The 13,590-nt window shown below is 39.5% G+C and carries 17 protein-coding genes and 1 riboswitch; of the genes, 12 read left to right on the top strand and 5 right to left on the bottom strand.

Annotated features, from left to right (window positions below; translation table 11 throughout):
* The first annotated feature begins 196 nt into the window (after nucleotides 1-196).
* The 5 genes from JOD45_RS14895 (at nucleotide 197) to JOD45_RS14875 (ending at nucleotide 3,543) form a co-directional block, all read left to right on the top strand.
* Nucleotides 197-343 carry a hypothetical protein gene (locus JOD45_RS14895; protein ID WP_205004703.1) on the top strand — a complete coding sequence of 49 codons (147 nt, stop codon included), beginning with the start codon at nucleotides 197-199 and terminating at the stop codon, nucleotides 341-343.
* A gap of 294 nt (nucleotides 344-637) precedes the next feature.
* On the top strand, nucleotides 638-1,552 hold the full coding sequence (locus tag JOD45_RS14890; protein ID WP_205004702.1) for an ABC transporter ATP-binding protein: 915 nt from the start codon (nucleotides 638-640) through the stop codon (nucleotides 1,550-1,552).
* Nucleotides 1,549-2,502, top strand: a complete 954-nt coding sequence (locus JOD45_RS14885; protein ID WP_205004701.1) for an ABC transporter permease — start codon at nucleotides 1,549-1,551, stop codon at nucleotides 2,500-2,502. The genes JOD45_RS14890 and JOD45_RS14885 overlap by 4 nt, the downstream gene beginning before the upstream one ends.
* Before the next feature lie 24 nt (nucleotides 2,503-2,526).
* Nucleotides 2,527-2,946, top strand: a complete 420-nt coding sequence (locus tag JOD45_RS14880) for a DUF4064 domain-containing protein (RefSeq protein WP_205004700.1) — start codon at nucleotides 2,527-2,529, stop codon at nucleotides 2,944-2,946.
* 99 nt (nucleotides 2,947-3,045) lie between these two features.
* Nucleotides 3,046-3,543, top strand: coding sequence for a DUF1572 family protein (locus JOD45_RS14875; protein WP_275583983.1), 498 nt, complete (start codon nucleotides 3,046-3,048; stop codon nucleotides 3,541-3,543).
* 142 nt (nucleotides 3,544-3,685) lie between these two features.
* On the opposite strand, the gene lepB is transcribed toward JOD45_RS14875, so the two are convergent.
* Entirely contained in the window at nucleotides 3,686-4,255 is a 570-nt protein-coding gene (gene lepB / locus JOD45_RS14870) for a signal peptidase I (protein WP_205004698.1), read from the bottom strand.
* Between the two features lie 337 nt (nucleotides 4,256-4,592).
* Nucleotides 4,593-4,829, bottom strand: coding sequence for a hypothetical protein (locus JOD45_RS14865; RefSeq protein WP_205004697.1), 237 nt, complete (start codon nucleotides 4,827-4,829; stop codon nucleotides 4,593-4,595).
* A gap of 280 nt (nucleotides 4,830-5,109) precedes the next feature.
* On the opposite strand from JOD45_RS14865, the gene JOD45_RS14860 reads away from it, so the two are divergent.
* The gene (locus JOD45_RS14860; protein WP_205004696.1) at nucleotides 5,110-5,355 is read left to right on the top strand and encodes a hypothetical protein; all 246 of its coding nucleotides are present in this window, start codon (nucleotides 5,110-5,112) and stop codon (nucleotides 5,353-5,355) included.
* A gap of 36 nt (nucleotides 5,356-5,391) precedes the next feature.
* Complete coding sequence (locus JOD45_RS14855; RefSeq protein ID WP_205004695.1) at nucleotides 5,392-5,637, top strand: hypothetical protein; 246 nt, start codon at nucleotides 5,392-5,394, stop codon at nucleotides 5,635-5,637.
* A gap of 47 nt (nucleotides 5,638-5,684) precedes the next feature.
* Here JOD45_RS14855 and JOD45_RS14850 read toward each other — a convergent pair whose 3' ends face one another.
* From JOD45_RS14850 to metE, 3 genes are all read right to left on the bottom strand, one after another.
* Entirely contained in the window at nucleotides 5,685-6,215 is a 531-nt protein-coding gene (locus JOD45_RS14850; protein ID WP_205004694.1) for a hypothetical protein, read from the bottom strand.
* Nucleotides 6,216-6,334: 119 nt separating this feature from the next.
* On the bottom strand, nucleotides 6,335-6,478 hold the full coding sequence (gene sspL, locus JOD45_RS14845) for a small, acid-soluble spore protein L (RefSeq protein WP_205004693.1): 144 nt from the start codon (nucleotides 6,476-6,478) through the stop codon (nucleotides 6,335-6,337).
* Nucleotides 6,479-6,586: 108 nt separating this feature from the next.
* Nucleotides 6,587-8,884, bottom strand: a complete 2,298-nt coding sequence (gene metE / locus JOD45_RS14840; protein WP_205004692.1) for a 5-methyltetrahydropteroyltriglutamate--homocysteine S-methyltransferase — start codon at nucleotides 8,882-8,884, stop codon at nucleotides 6,587-6,589.
* Nucleotides 8,885-9,001: 117 nt separating this feature from the next.
* Nucleotides 9,002-9,130, bottom strand: a riboswitch (SAM riboswitch).
* Nucleotides 9,131-9,393: 263 nt separating this feature from the next.
* Here metE and cobA point away from each other — a divergent pair.
* The 5 genes from cobA to JOD45_RS14815 all read left to right on the top strand — a co-directional run bounded on the left by cobA (nucleotide 9,394) and on the right by JOD45_RS14815 (nucleotide 13,348).
* On the top strand, nucleotides 9,394-10,170 hold the full coding sequence (gene cobA / locus JOD45_RS14835; RefSeq protein WP_205004691.1) for a uroporphyrinogen-III C-methyltransferase: 777 nt from the start codon (nucleotides 9,394-9,396) through the stop codon (nucleotides 10,168-10,170).
* 22 nt (nucleotides 10,171-10,192) lie between these two features.
* A complete protein-coding gene (locus JOD45_RS14830) occupies nucleotides 10,193-10,960 on the top strand; it encodes a sirohydrochlorin chelatase (protein ID WP_205004690.1) in 768 nt (255 codons plus the stop codon).
* Entirely contained in the window at nucleotides 10,941-11,579 is a 639-nt protein-coding gene (locus tag JOD45_RS14825) for an NAD(P)-binding protein (protein ID WP_205004689.1), read from the top strand. Before JOD45_RS14830 ends, JOD45_RS14825 begins: the two co-directional genes overlap by 20 nt.
* Before the next feature lie 96 nt (nucleotides 11,580-11,675).
* On the top strand, nucleotides 11,676-12,170 hold the full coding sequence (locus JOD45_RS14820; RefSeq protein WP_205004688.1) for an Lrp/AsnC family transcriptional regulator: 495 nt from the start codon (nucleotides 11,676-11,678) through the stop codon (nucleotides 12,168-12,170).
* A 5-nt stretch (nucleotides 12,171-12,175) separates the two neighbouring features.
* Nucleotides 12,176-13,348, top strand: a complete 1,173-nt coding sequence (locus JOD45_RS14815) for an aminotransferase (RefSeq protein ID WP_205004705.1) — start codon at nucleotides 12,176-12,178, stop codon at nucleotides 13,346-13,348.
* Nucleotides 13,349-13,590: the final 242 nt, after the last annotated feature.

Genomic DNA, 13,590 nt, shown 5'->3' with positions numbered 1-13,590 from the left:
AACCTAAATAAGATGACCCCTATTCAATATAGGAATCATCTTCTAGGTGCTTAATCTCTTTTTTTATTGTGTCCTTGACATAGGTGCCAGTTTAGTAATTATAGGAATACATTATTTCTTATCTAAGCAGAGGTTTGCGATTTTGGGCGCAATTTTTCCAGCCGCTTATATTATATTTGTAACATGGTGTTTTATCATGAAAGGCCTCCCTCATCATACAGAATGGATACCATTTATATTAGGACTTATCATACTGTTAGGCGAATGGGCATCAGGCAGGGATGCTTATCAAAAGAAACAGCAAAAAGAAATAGAGAGAATGAAAGGCAAAGACTTAAGATAAGAGAATTAATGATGAAAGATGATTAAAAATCGAAGGAACAAATAGTTCGAATAGTGATATTTGAGCCAATTGCCGTGCTGTGATATATATCCTTAAATATCTAATTCATGAAATTTTTTCTTGAATTTTTCCATGTTTGCTTTATTATAGTAACTGAACTTCTGTTTCTTGTTTCCAATTAAACCTACCATACTTACAACTGCTGTACAATCATTCACCAAGATTTTTCTACTAATATGAGTAGATTTTTTTATGTTTTTTCAAAATAAAAAGTTAATAAGCAGAGGTGAAATCATGGCGGAGCCAGTAGCGAAAATTCGACACTTAACGAAACGAATGGGCAATAGGGAGATTGTAAAGGATTTAAATTTTGATATTCACAAAGGCGAAATTCTAGGATTTCTTGGGCCAAACGGTGCCGGGAAAACAACAACAATGCGAATGATGGTCGGCCTTATGTCAATATCGGAAGGCGATATTAAAATTAATGGAAAAAGCGTGAGAAGACATAAAGAAGCGGCGCTTAAAAAAGTAGGGGGAATGATTGAAAATCCCGAAATGTATCAGTTCCTGTCCGGATTTGACAATTTAGTGCACTTTCAAAGCATGATGGGGCCGGTTAACAAACAAAGAATTAAAGAGGTTACGAAACTGGTAGGTTTAGAAGGGGCGATTAAAAATAAAGTCAAGACCTATTCATTAGGCATGAGGCAGAGGCTGGGCATTGCTCAAGCTTTATTGCATTCCCCCGACTTGCTTATTCTTGATGAACCGACAAACGGGTTGGACCCATCAGGTATACGAGAAATACGAGATTACCTGAGACGGTTAGCAAGGGAAGAAGATATTGCTGTCTTTGTTTCAAGCCATCTTTTATCTGAGGTGGAACTTTTATGTGACCGAATTATTATTATTCAAAACGGTGTGATTACAGATGTTGAAAATGTCCGCCAAGATAATAGCGAAGATGAAACGATAACGATGGCGTTGCGCGTGGTTCCTCAAGATAAGGCAATTGGCATTCTGAATGATTTAAATATTGCCGCAAGGGCGGAGGACGGGCGGCTGTTCGTAAATATCGCTTATAAGCAAATCCCGAAACTTAACCAAAAGCTCGTCGAACACCAATTGGACATCTACGCGATTGAACCGCTTAAACAATCCCTTGAAGAACGCTTCTTGGCCAAAACAGGAGGTGGTCAGCTATGATGCAGTTTTTGCGATTAGTAAAAAATGAAAATATGAAACTGTATAAACGCAAGCTGTTGTGGGTAATGGTGTTAATTTTAGCAGCTAGCATCACATTATCATTAGTCATTACATTAAAAACTGCCGATAAGCATCCGAAAGATTGGAAACATCACTTAAAAACAGAAATAGCAAGCAAAGAAGCAGAATTGGCTGATAAGAAAACACCTGAAGATTTTAAACCGGAAATAAAAAAAGAAATCAAATTCGATCAGTACCGGATTAACCATAATATTCCGCCAATGTATAGTGACACTGCCGTTGGGTTTGTTAATGAAACCTTAGGTTATTCGGGCTTGATTACGCTCTTTATTATTATTATAGCGTCAAGCATCGTCTCGCAAGAATACTCTTGGGGAACAATCAAATTAGTCTTAATGCGCCCGTTAAAACGGTGGAAAGTGCTTTTGGCCAAATACGTGTCGGTCATTTTCAATGCGCTAATCTTATTTTTATTGTTAATGATTGTTTCATTTACTGTTGGTATGATTGTATTTGGGATCGATGACATGTCATCGCGTTTTGTTTTTGAGGAACAAGACAAGCTTAAGGATGTCTCGGTTTTTACTCATTTCCTTCAATACTTCGGATCGAAGTTCGTTGGTCTGATTATGATCGCGGCCTTTGCTTTTATGCTTTCAACGATCTTTAAGAATAACGCTTTAGCCATTGCTTTAAGTATAATTATTCAGTTTGCCGGCTCTATTATCAGTAGTCTTTTATCTGCGTTCGATAAAGGATTTGTTAAATACATATTTTTTACCAACACAGATCTATACAAATATGTAGAGGGGTCGCCGCCTGCCAAAGGCATGTCGCTGGAATTTTCAATTATTGTATTGATCATTTACTTTGTCATATTTATGGGTATTGCCATCGTAATATTTGAAAAGAGAGATGTGACAAGTTAATTCGGTTAGAAAGGAGGAGCGCTCATGAAACGGACTGCGGAAATTGTGATGGGTGTTATCGGTCTGATACTGAACGCGCTGATGTTGCTGTTCGGTCTATTTACGATTTCATTGAGAGGAAATGATAAATTCCAACAAAGTTTACAGCAGACAACTATTGAGGGGTCAATTTCATCAAAAGATATTGATGATATTAATCATTTCATAACGAGCGGCGGATGGATTCTGGTTGCAGCTTCAATCATTGGGCTGATTCTCGGTTTAATTGCTGTATTTTTCATTAAAGGCAATAAAAAACCGAAAGCCGCCGGCGTTTTATTTATTGCAGGTTGTGTATTGACAACTCTCATTTCTTCAGGAGTCGGCTTTGTTCCTGCCGTTCTCTATCTCATTGCCGGTATTTTGAGCCTGACGCGAAAACCAAAAATTAATGCATCAGCGTAACTGAGAAATTAATATAAAAACATGGGCATTCACTCTGAATTCCCATGTTTTTTGCAAACAAATTCTAGGGCAGCTGCTTTCCATAAGGAGGACGTTTCATTGGATAAAATAGCGAATGAGTATTTGCGTGTTGTACATCAAAGGTTTACAGAAATGAAAAAGACCGCCGAAAGGGCCATTGATCAGCTAAATGAAAACGATTTAAATTGGTGCCCAAATGAGGAATCCAATAGTGCAGCCGTTATTATAAAGCATATGAGCGGCAATATGATCTCCAGATGGACAGATTTATTTACAACGGATGGCGAAAAAGCCAGCCGTCATAGGGACGAGGAATTCATTAATGATATTAACTCTCGAAATGAACTGATGACTAAATGGGAGATGGGCTGGGGATGCTTATTCAATGTTATCGCTCAGTTAACTGAAGAAGATCTGATGAGAACTGTTTTTATAAGAAATGAGCCGCATTCTGTTATAGAGGCGATCGAGCGGCAAATGTACCATTACTCATATCACATCGGACAAATTGTCTATATTGCCAAACAAATAAAAGACAGGGATTGGCAGACCTTGACGATTCCAAGAAAGAGATAATCTGCCGCAAATGGAAATAGTATTCTCCAGACGCAGTCTGAAGCATAAGGGGATGTTGGGATTCGAGCTCAACGTCCCCTTTTTATTTTTATTGGGTCAATATCGGTTTCTGTTCTTATAACAAGGGTTATGTAAAAAATTCCTATTGCTTTATAGAGCCAAATTCAGACAGCGGCCAATAACGAAGAACAGCTTTACCAACAACCTGATTCATGTCAATGAAACCAAACCTGCGGCTGTCAACACTATCTTGACGATTATCCCCCATAACCCACAACTTTCCTTTTGGTACGGTGGTAACTCCAGTGTAACCTTTTAAAGTAAAATCTTCGGTTAATTGCCCAGCAGCCAGTTCATCCTTCTTTTCCTTTAAGTATGGTTCTGGAACTGGTTTTTCATTAACATAAAGAGTATCATTCTTATAAGCTATTTTGTCGCCGGGCAAACCTATAACACGTTTAACGTAATCCTCTGTTTTAGTAGCGTGAAAGATAATCACATCGAAACGATGCGGTTTACTCATTTTATAGTCAATTTTATTTACTATTAAACGGTTTCCATCTTGTAAATTCGGCATCATTGATTTTCCTTCTACTAAATAGTTAGTAAACAAAAAGCCTCTGACTAAAGATGCTATTGCAACAGCTATTATCAATGCCGCTGTCCATTGATACAGCTCCCTTTTTTTGCTCTTCTTACTATCACTTGCCATTTAAAAAATACCTCTCTATTATTAAATATTCTATACAAAACTTTTAACTTTCTTTGATAGGGGTATTAGTGCATGCCTTAACTTTTACTTTATCATTAAATTAACGATCGCCCAAGATGTTATATTTTGGTTGCCTATAAATTGATCAAATGAACAGGGGAATCCCACTTGCATTAGTTTCGAAAAAAGCTTAGAAGTTTTTTCTAGGTAATCGCTTTTTGGTGCAGGTTTTCATTCTGCCGCTGCTAAAAGTTTGGCAAGCCAATATGGACTAGATTTGCGTAATGGTCAAAACGGTTTAACACAGAGTGAGCGCTAAAAAAAGGAGATATTCAATCTAATCTATAGATCCAAAATTGAAATCATTATCCTTTATTGTTAAATCAATCTGATCATTGTCAAAGACAAGATTAATATTGCACGGGGCATCATCGTCATTTCCAATGACAACGACACTGTTGTTTCTTTTGAAATGAGAGCCCCATCCAAACCCTTCATTTTCTCCGTTAAAAAAACCTGTGTTGCCCTGGCTTCTATTAATCGATGCGTTATTATATTGAATGGCGATATCCAAAGTTATACCCCCTTTTATCAATTAGAGCATGACTTTGTCAAACGGTTCACTAGCGAGTAATGGCAAATGAACATTGATTAAAATAGTTTATGCACCATGATCCGATAAGTGATTAAGTATGATCATTGACGCTGCGAATAGACATTGACAATCCATTCACACTGAAATCATTTGGGCATATAATATGATGAAAAATAAGGATTAAACGATGTTGGACTGACCTGAAATGATGATCAATAAAAAGGGTCGATATTGAATTTTATGAAGGGAGAACAGCAGGGTGCCTATTGAAATCTTTTATAATACAACAAATATTAACAGTGTGGCAGATAACGTCGGGATTTTTAATGGACAGAACCAAGGTTTCGGCTGGGATAACCATTTCAAACAAAATAACAGCAACTTTCCGGCAGGCTTATTAATCACGTCACCGGCAAACGCCAATATTATCCTTGATAATGATGTTGTTGATACACCGATTAATGATCAAGACTTTAACCCGGGTACAATTTTGCAAGGACTCTAACTAAGAAAGCCTTTAAATAAAAAGGTGGTGATTGATGTGGCCATTTTAATTGCCTTCAATTCAAATAATATTAATAGTGCGGTTTATAATTTTGGGGCCTTTAACGGTGAAAATCAAGTATTTGGCTGGCACTCTCATTACAAACAAAATAATAATTATTTCCCGATCGGCATTGCAATGTCAAATCCTGCAAATTTAAATTTTATTTCTGATTTAGATGTTGTTGATACATCCATTAATGACCAAGATGCCAACATAGGAAGCTCTTATCAGCAGACATAAAAAAATGGAGTAATTTAAGGGGGGCTGTCATAAAAAAGACAGCTCTCTTATTTTCTTTTGGGATTAAAATCATTTTCTAAGCTTGTTAAAGTATCAATGACCGCAGCTAAAATATCTTTGATCTCATCAATGTGCGATTCGTTTATCGGATCATTCAGAACGATATTGATCGCATTCAGAAATTCCCCTTCATCTTCTCCGTAAATATAAGATAATTGCTGTGTCACAGTCGGCCGGTATTTTCTCCAGTGTTTATTGATCAAAAATAAAATGGATTCACAGTCCGTCTTCGGTTGCCCGACTTTAACATAAAACGTGATTTCAAGCTGGCATCCTAGTGAAGCTGTGTCTTTTTCAAGGATTTCCGAAGCTAATGTATTTGTATCGGCGTTAAGTGATAGGTGTGCTTTTACAGAGCCCTCTTTTTTCATAAAAGTTAATCCGAACTTTCTGTTCATTTTTGCCAAATTAATATTATCAATGCGATCAATAACCGATAAGCTGCCATTGAGATCAAGTTCATATATTGCGCCCTCAATAACGACTTTTAGATTTTCATATATGGTTGGGTCAAACATAATGATGCTCCTTCAGTTGCATTTCAAGTATGTATAGTAACATTATTCTATAATAAACAGGATTTAAATGAAAATGAATGATTAACAAAAAGGAAAAATCCGCAGGGCAGCCTGCAGATTTAAATTTTCGTATTTTTCTTCTTAGCTCTTTGTTCAAGTTGTGATTTCGGCTGTTGATCAGCGGCATCTTCAGACAGGCCTTGAGGATTGACTGAAGATGCTACCTTACCGGAATGTGTGCGGTTTTCTTCTTTATGTGTCATAAAAAACACCTCCAGTCGATAGTTTCTCTAACTGGAGGCGCTTTTATCCCTGTAAGGATGTTTGCACATGCAATTTCTTTTGAAGACAGTGCCTGCTGAAGGCATTTTTTATGCTTTGGAAACAGCGAGTTGTTCCCTTATCTTTTTAGCGGCTTCAACCATTGATTTTAATGAAGCGGCAACTTCGTCTTTCTTTCTTGTCTTTAACCCGCAGTCTGGGTTAATCCAGAATAATTCAGGGTCGAGAACTTGAAGGGCGCGTTTTAAAATATCTTCAATCTCCTTAACTTCCGGTATGCGCGGACTGTGAATATCATAGACGCCAAGACCGATGCCTTTGTCATAGACTTTTTCTTCAAAGGTGCGTATGATTTCACCGTGGCTTCTCGCGGCTTCGATTGAAATAACATCTGCATCAAGCGCGCTGATGGTGTCGATGATGTCATCGAACTCGGAATAACACATATGCGTATGAATTTGCGTGCTGTCTTTTACTGAAGATGTTGCCAATCTGAAGGCGTATACTGCTTTTTCAAGATAAGCTTCCCATTTGTTTTGTTTTAAAGGCAGACCTTCGCGCAAAGCGGGTTCATCCACCTGGATCATCTTAATGCCTTCTGCTTCCAAAGTTTCAACTTCTTTTCTAAGCGCTAAAGCAATTTGGTAGGCCACCTCATGACGCGGGATATCATCGCGGACGAACGACCAATTTAAAATCGTTTGCGGTCCTGTCAGCATGCCTTTAACCGGCTTATTAGTCAATGATTGCGCATACACGCTTTCTTTGACGGTTATCGGCTTAATGAAATGGACATCTCCATAGATTAACGGCGGTTTAACACAGCGAGAGCCGTAAGATTGCACCCAGCCGTTAGAAGACGTTTCAAAACCGCCCAGCTTTTCACCGAAATATTCAACCATGTCATTCCGTTCAAACTCGCCATGGACGAGGACATCGAGTCCGATTTCTTCTTGAAGCTTGATCCCTTCATCCATTTGTTCTTTGACGAAACGATCATATTCCTCATTGGACCATTCACCGCTTTTCCAAGCTCTTCTCGCTTTTCTGACTTCCGGTGTTTGCGGAAGGCTTCCGATTGTTGTTGTCGGTAAGAGCGGCAGCTGGAATTCTTGCAGCTGGATTTTATAGCGCTCTTTAAAGGAAGCATTCCGTTTGCTTGAAAATCCTGAAAGGTTTCTAATAGCGTCGCGAACTTGAGGGACATTGCGGCTGATGGATTCGTTAATCGCTTCAACAGCTGCAATGCTTTCGTTAATTTCGTTCTCAATAGCGCTTGCGCCTTGGCAGAGGCCTTTAGTCAATAAGGCGATCTCTTCAAGCTTTTCATCGGCAAAAGATAGAGCATTTGCTAATGTAGATGATAATTTACTTTCATTTTTCACCGTAACAGGTACATGAAGCAAGCTAGACGACGGTTGAACAAAGAGTGTTTCTACTCTTGTCGTTTCAACGATTTCTTGAAGCCATTCAAGTTTTTCTTTAAGATTGGAACGCCAAATGTTGCGGCCGTCAATAATGCCTGCAGCAAGGACTTTGTCTTTCGGAAACCCGTATTTTTTTATGGAAGCCCAATTGGCGCCTTCGTCATGAATAAAGTCAATGCCAATGCCCTGTACTGGCAGGCTGACAACTTCTTGATAATGATCTAAGCCCTCGAAGTATGTTTGCAATAAAATATTAAGGTCAGTTAATGATGAGGAGAATGCCTCATATGTTTCTTTAAATATGTCAATATCTTGTGCTTCCAATGATGTTGCAAGGATAGGCTCATCAATTTGTACCCATTCGACGCCTTCTTTTTCCAATTCTTGTAAAATTGTAATATACAGCGGCACAAATTTGTTAAGCAATGCCTGGAATTCCTCCGGCTTGTAGCCTTTGGAGAGTTTTAGATAAGTAATCGGACCAAGGATCACAGGCTTTCCGCTGATGCCAAGCTTTTCTTTTGCTTCACGATAAAATTTTAAAGGACGGTTTTCAGTTATTTTTGGTTCGGCTCCGCCAAGCTCAGGAACTATGTAATGATAGTTGGTATTGAACCATTTTGTCATTTCTGAGGCAACAGCTTTTTGGTTCCCGCGTGCGATCGCAAAATATGTTTCAAGCGGAACCGGGCCGCCGCTGTATTCAAAACGTTCCGGTATCACGCCAAACATCACTGACGTGTCAAGGACATGGTCATATAATGAAAAGTCGCCGACTGGAATAAGGTCAATGTTTTGATCCTTTTGCTTTTGCAAATGATGGAGACGCAGTTCCTCAATGTCTTGCAAAAAAGTGTCTTTGTTTATTTTTCCTGACCAAAATCGTTCAAGCGTTTTTTTCCATTCTCTGTTTTCGCCAATCCTTGGATAACCTAAATGAGAACTGATTACTGTTGTCATCTTCTCCCCAACTCCTTTTTTAATATGTCTCTTAATTCGTGTCCAAGATTTTTTGAACCTTTATAAGAGTAAAAAAGGCCCCTGCTACATAGTAGAGAGGCCTTTAATAAGATAAACATCTTATTTCTCAAAGCAATTGCTTTGCAGGAATTGGCACCTTGCCCGCACCCAGGAAAATGCTGTTCTGAGTGCCGGGCAGGTTGCCGGGCGTCAAAGGGCCAGTCCCTCAGCCACTCTCAATAAGATGAGTTATTCAAATGATTTAACTTAAAATGGAGTTTATCATGACAGTTTCTAATTGTCAAACTAATTTTTAAACTCTTTTTCTAAAAATAGCGGCTGAAATATTAATTGACAATGGTCTGTTAACTGTCTACAATGAAAAACAAATTAAAAAACCAAGTAAATAAGTTGGAAAACGAGGTTTTTGTTGTTTGAAATAAAAAAATTCAAAATAAAGCTTTAACATTTTCAGCGCGTATTCAAAAAATACTGAGGGGAGAGGTTTTATGGCGGGGAAAGTTTATCTGGTCGGCGCCGGCCCGGGAGATCCTGATTTAATCACAGTTAAAGGCATGAAATGCATCAGAGAGGCTGATGCCATTTTATATGACCATTTAATTAATAATGAATTATTAGATTACGCAGACGAGAAAACTGATTTGATTTATTGCGGGAAATTGCCGAACTACCACACGATGAAACAAGAGACGATTAATCATTGGCTAGTCAAACTCGCCAAGGCTGGAAAAAGGGTAACGCGATTAAAAGGCGGCGATCCATTTGTCTTTGGAAGAGGCGGTGAAGAAGCAGCAGCGCTTGCCAAAAACGGCATCGAGTTTGAAGTGGTTCCCGGCATTACTTCTGGGATAGCCGCCTCTGCTTATGCCGGCATTCCGGTAACCCACAGAGACTGCAGTTCGTCGGTCGCATTTGTAACAGGCCATAGGAAAGCAGAAGAGGATGAGGATCATTATTGGCAATGCTTGGCCAAAGGGATTGACACGCTGGCCATTTATATGGGGATGAGTCAGCTCCCGGACATTGCACAAAAGCTCATCGCGTACGGACGTCCGAAATCAACACCGGCTGCCCTGATTCACTGGGGGACAACAAAAGAACAGAAAACGGTTACCGGGACATTGGGAAATATCGTCGATAAAGCGAAGCAATATCAAATTAAAAATCCGACAATGATTGTTGTCGGCGAAGTGGTTCATCTGCGTGAAAAGATTAAATGGTTTGAAAAAGCGGCCGAAAATAAAGCAGAACGGTTAACATCTTAAAAGTTAAGAAAGTTGTGAGATTATGCAGGCGATTTTGTATATCGGCCATGGGAGCCGAGTTCCGGAAGCAACTGAACAGGCGAAAGCTTTTATAGAAAGCTGCATCAATCAAATTTCAATTCCTATTCAAGAAATATGTTTTTTGGAATTGGCGGCGCCAAATATTCTCGAAGGCATCAAGCGATGTGTTCATAGAGGTGCAACGCGAATTGCTGTACAGCCGGTGCTGCTTCTTGCGGCAAATCATATCAAAAGGGATATCCCATTAGAACTGGAAAAGGCTAAACAGCTGTTTCCGCATATAGCGATTGCTTACGGCGGTCCCCTTGGCATTCATGAGAATATTATTGATATTTTGGCTGAAAGAATATATGACGCCAATCTCCGTACAGCGAAGGATGCCATGGTGCTTCTCGTTGGAAGGGGAAGCAGCGATCCGGGAATTAAGGATAATATGAACGAAATTGCGAAATTGCTGCAAACCAGACATGGTTTTCAGTCTGTTGAAGTCTGCTATTTAACTGCGGCAAAGCCGTCTTTTAAAGAAGGGCTTGAACAAGCCAAAGCTTCGGGATACAAACAAGTTCTTGTCGTGCCTTATCTGCTTTTTACCGGCATACTGATGACAGACATCCAAAGAGAAATAGACCAATTAAATAACCGGTGTCCAAAATTCACCTTGTGCCAATATCTAGGCTACCACAAAAAATTGCAATCCGTATTATTAGAGCGTATCGGGGAACTCATTCCTAAGCTTGGAGAGGATATTCATGAGCCATTATCCTATTAATCTCAACTTAACGGCGAAAAAAACTGTCGTCATTGGCGGGGGGCGTGTTGCATCGAGAAGAATAGCCTCTCTTGTTCAAGCAAATGCAGATGTGACTGTTGTGAGTCCGCAAGTTTCTCAAGCTGTATACCCGTTTATCCGAAATCGGCAAATCACCTGGCATCAAAAGGTATTTGAGCCAGAAGATATTATTGACGCCTTTATTGTGATTGCTGCGACGAATGATAGAGCAGTGAACCGGAAAATTGCTGAAAGCGCCGGAAGCCATCAGCTTGTTAATGTCGCCAGCCAGCCGGAATTAGGGAATTTTGAGTTCCCGGCTGTATTGAATAGGGGAAGGTTAACCATTAGCGTTTCCACAAGCGGGGCCAGTCCTATTTTAGCGCGGAAAATAAGAGACAGCCTGTCAAAAAAATACGATGAAACTTATGATGCTTATCTTGAATTTCTTTTTACATGCCGACAAAGGCTTAAAGAAAGTTCCATTTCTCTTAAACATAAAAATAAAATTTTACATGAATTGCTGGATCCCAAATTCCATGACCCAAGAATGCAAGAAAAGGTCACAGCTGCCTTTGATTCATTTATTAACCAATATCCAGAGGAACCTTTTGCTTAGGTGAAAGGTTCCTTATTATTTACAAAAAAATCATCTGCTCGCCGAATAGTTTGCTATAATGTGTGAGTAACTATTTGAAAAACAGGTGGGTGACCTATGGAATCAAAGGAATTGGAAATTCTCCAAATACTAGAGAAGAACAGCCGTTTAGATATTGAAACAATAGCCAAAATGACTCAGCTGAAAGAAGAAGAAGTAAAAAAAATAATTAATAAGCTTGAAGAAGACAAAGTGATTCTTGGCTATTCAACATTAATTGACTGGCATAAAGTTTCAGATAACCATGGGGTAACAGCGATGATTGATGTTAAAGTAACCCCTTTGCGCGGTGTCGGTTTTGATAAAGTTGCTGAACGCATTTATAAATTTCCAGAAGTGAAAGCCGTTTATTTAATGTCCGGCACTTATGATTTGTCTGTTTCAATCGAAGAAAAGACAATGGCCGAAGTTGCTGAATTTGTTTCAGAAAAACTATCAGCATTGGATTCCGTTGTTTCTACAACTACGCACTTTATTTTGAAAAAATATAAACATGACGGGGTTGTTATCGACGGAGAACAAGAAGATAAAAGGATAGTGGTTTCGCCGTGACTTTAATAGATCTAAAAACAAAGAAAGATTATTTATCAGATACTGTCAAAAAAATGAAGCCGTCAGGTATTCGCCGCTTTTTTGATTTGGCATCACAAATGGATAATGTCATTTCTTTGGGCGTCGGCGAACCGGACTTTGTCACTCCGTGGCATGTCATTGAAGCCAGCTTTCATTCTTTAGAGAAAGGCTATACGGCTTACACTGCAAACGCGGGATTATTAGCGCTGCGGGAAGAAATTTCAGGTTATTTAGAGAATAACTTCAACGTTAAATACGACCCTGAAGAAGAGGTTATTGTTACAGTTGGAGCAAGCCAGGCAATCGACATCGCTTTGCGGGCGATTATCAACCCTGGAGATGAAGTGATTGTTGTTGAGCCTTGCTTTGTGTCGTATGCGCCTTCGGTTGAGCTTGCCGGCGGCGTACCGGTTTCGGTTCATACAAAAAGTGAAGATCACTTCAAGCTTAAGCCTGAGCAATTAGAAAGAGCGATTACATCAAAAACGAAGGCGGTTATCTTTTGCAATCCTAATAACCCGACAGGAACGGCATTGACAGAACAGGAACTTGCAGCTGTTGCTGAAATTATTGAAAAGCATGATCTCATTCTTTTATCTGATGAAATTTACGCTGAGCTGACTTTTGATCATAAGCCAGTCAGCTTAACGTCGCTTTCATCAATGCAAGAGAGGACGATTTTAATTTCCGGATTTTCAAAAGCCTTCGCTATGACAGGATGGCGGTTAGGCTATGTAGCCGGACCGAAAGACATTATTAAAGGCATGCTGAAAATTCACCAATATACAATTATGTGTGCGCCGACGATGGCGCAATACGGCGCGCTTGAAGCCCTTCAAAACGGCCGGGAAAATGTCCGGCACATGGTGCAAAGCTACCGTCAGCGCCGCCACTTTATTGTTGACTCCTTAAATGAAATAGGGCTTGATTGCTATTTGCCTGGGGGCGCCTTTTATGCTTTTCCTTCGATTAAGAGCACCGGTCTAACCTCGGAAGAATTTGCTGAAAAATTATTGCTTGCCGAAGGTGTAGCCGTTGTTCCCGGAAATGTGTTTGGCGAAAGCGGGGAAGGGCATGTTCGCTGTTCTTATGCAACATCAATTGAACAACTCCAGGAAGCTGTAACAAGAATGGATCGTTTTATGAAAAGTTTATAAGCATTTAAAGAAAGGGCTGCCAAAAGTCGATGAACTTGACTTTTTGGACAGCCCTTTTTTGGATCTCATTAAAAATCCCGTTAGAGGGGGAGAAGCGGCAAAATGGATGTTGAGACTTTTTTTCAGTCAGTCATCCATTGATATTTTTAAGTTTTGCGCAAGAGGTATCTTTTGGCTGATAGAGAAATCAATAAAGAGAATTGGACAATTTTGTTGCTTTTTAATCCAAACAGGAGGGTGGT

The sequence above is a fragment of the Scopulibacillus daqui genome (assembly GCF_016908855.1).
Classification (GTDB): domain Bacteria; phylum Bacillota; class Bacilli; order Bacillales; family Sporolactobacillaceae; genus Scopulibacillus_A; species Scopulibacillus_A daqui.
The sequence above is the reverse complement of the archived record's forward strand: the minus strand, read 5'-3'. Positions and strand labels throughout refer to the sequence as shown.

What these genes read in the sequence shown, in the direction of transcription:
- cobA (WP_205004691.1), top strand. Translation starts at nt 9,394, where the DNA reads ATGGCGGGGAAAGTTTATCTGGTCGGCGCCGGCCCGGGAGATCCTGAT.
- JOD45_RS14820 (WP_205004688.1), top strand. Translation starts at nt 11,676, where the DNA reads ATGGAATCAAAGGAATTGGAAATTCTCCAAATACTAGAGAAGAACAGC.
- lepB (WP_205004698.1), bottom strand. Translation starts at nt 4,255, where the DNA reads ATGGCAAGTGATAGTAAGAAGAGCAAAAAAAGGGAGCTGTATCAATGG.
- JOD45_RS14885 (WP_205004701.1), top strand. Translation starts at nt 1,549, where the DNA reads ATGATGCAGTTTTTGCGATTAGTAAAAAATGAAAATATGAAACTGTAT.
- JOD45_RS14880 (WP_205004700.1), top strand. Translation starts at nt 2,527, where the DNA reads ATGAAACGGACTGCGGAAATTGTGATGGGTGTTATCGGTCTGATACTG.
- JOD45_RS14850 (WP_205004694.1), bottom strand. Translation starts at nt 6,215, where the DNA reads ATGTTTGACCCAACCATATATGAAAATCTAAAAGTCGTTATTGAGGGC.
- JOD45_RS14890 (WP_205004702.1), top strand. Translation starts at nt 638, where the DNA reads ATGGCGGAGCCAGTAGCGAAAATTCGACACTTAACGAAACGAATGGGC.
- JOD45_RS14830 (WP_205004690.1), top strand. Translation starts at nt 10,193, where the DNA reads ATGCAGGCGATTTTGTATATCGGCCATGGGAGCCGAGTTCCGGAAGCA.
- JOD45_RS14895 (WP_205004703.1), top strand. Translation starts at nt 197, where the DNA reads ATGAAAGGCCTCCCTCATCATACAGAATGGATACCATTTATATTAGGA.
- JOD45_RS14825 (WP_205004689.1), top strand. Translation starts at nt 10,941, where the DNA reads ATGAGCCATTATCCTATTAATCTCAACTTAACGGCGAAAAAAACTGTC.
- sspL (WP_205004693.1), bottom strand. Translation starts at nt 6,478, where the DNA reads ATGACACATAAAGAAGAAAACCGCACACATTCCGGTAAGGTAGCATCT.
- metE (WP_205004692.1), bottom strand. Translation starts at nt 8,884, where the DNA reads ATGACAACAGTAATCAGTTCTCATTTAGGTTATCCAAGGATTGGCGAA.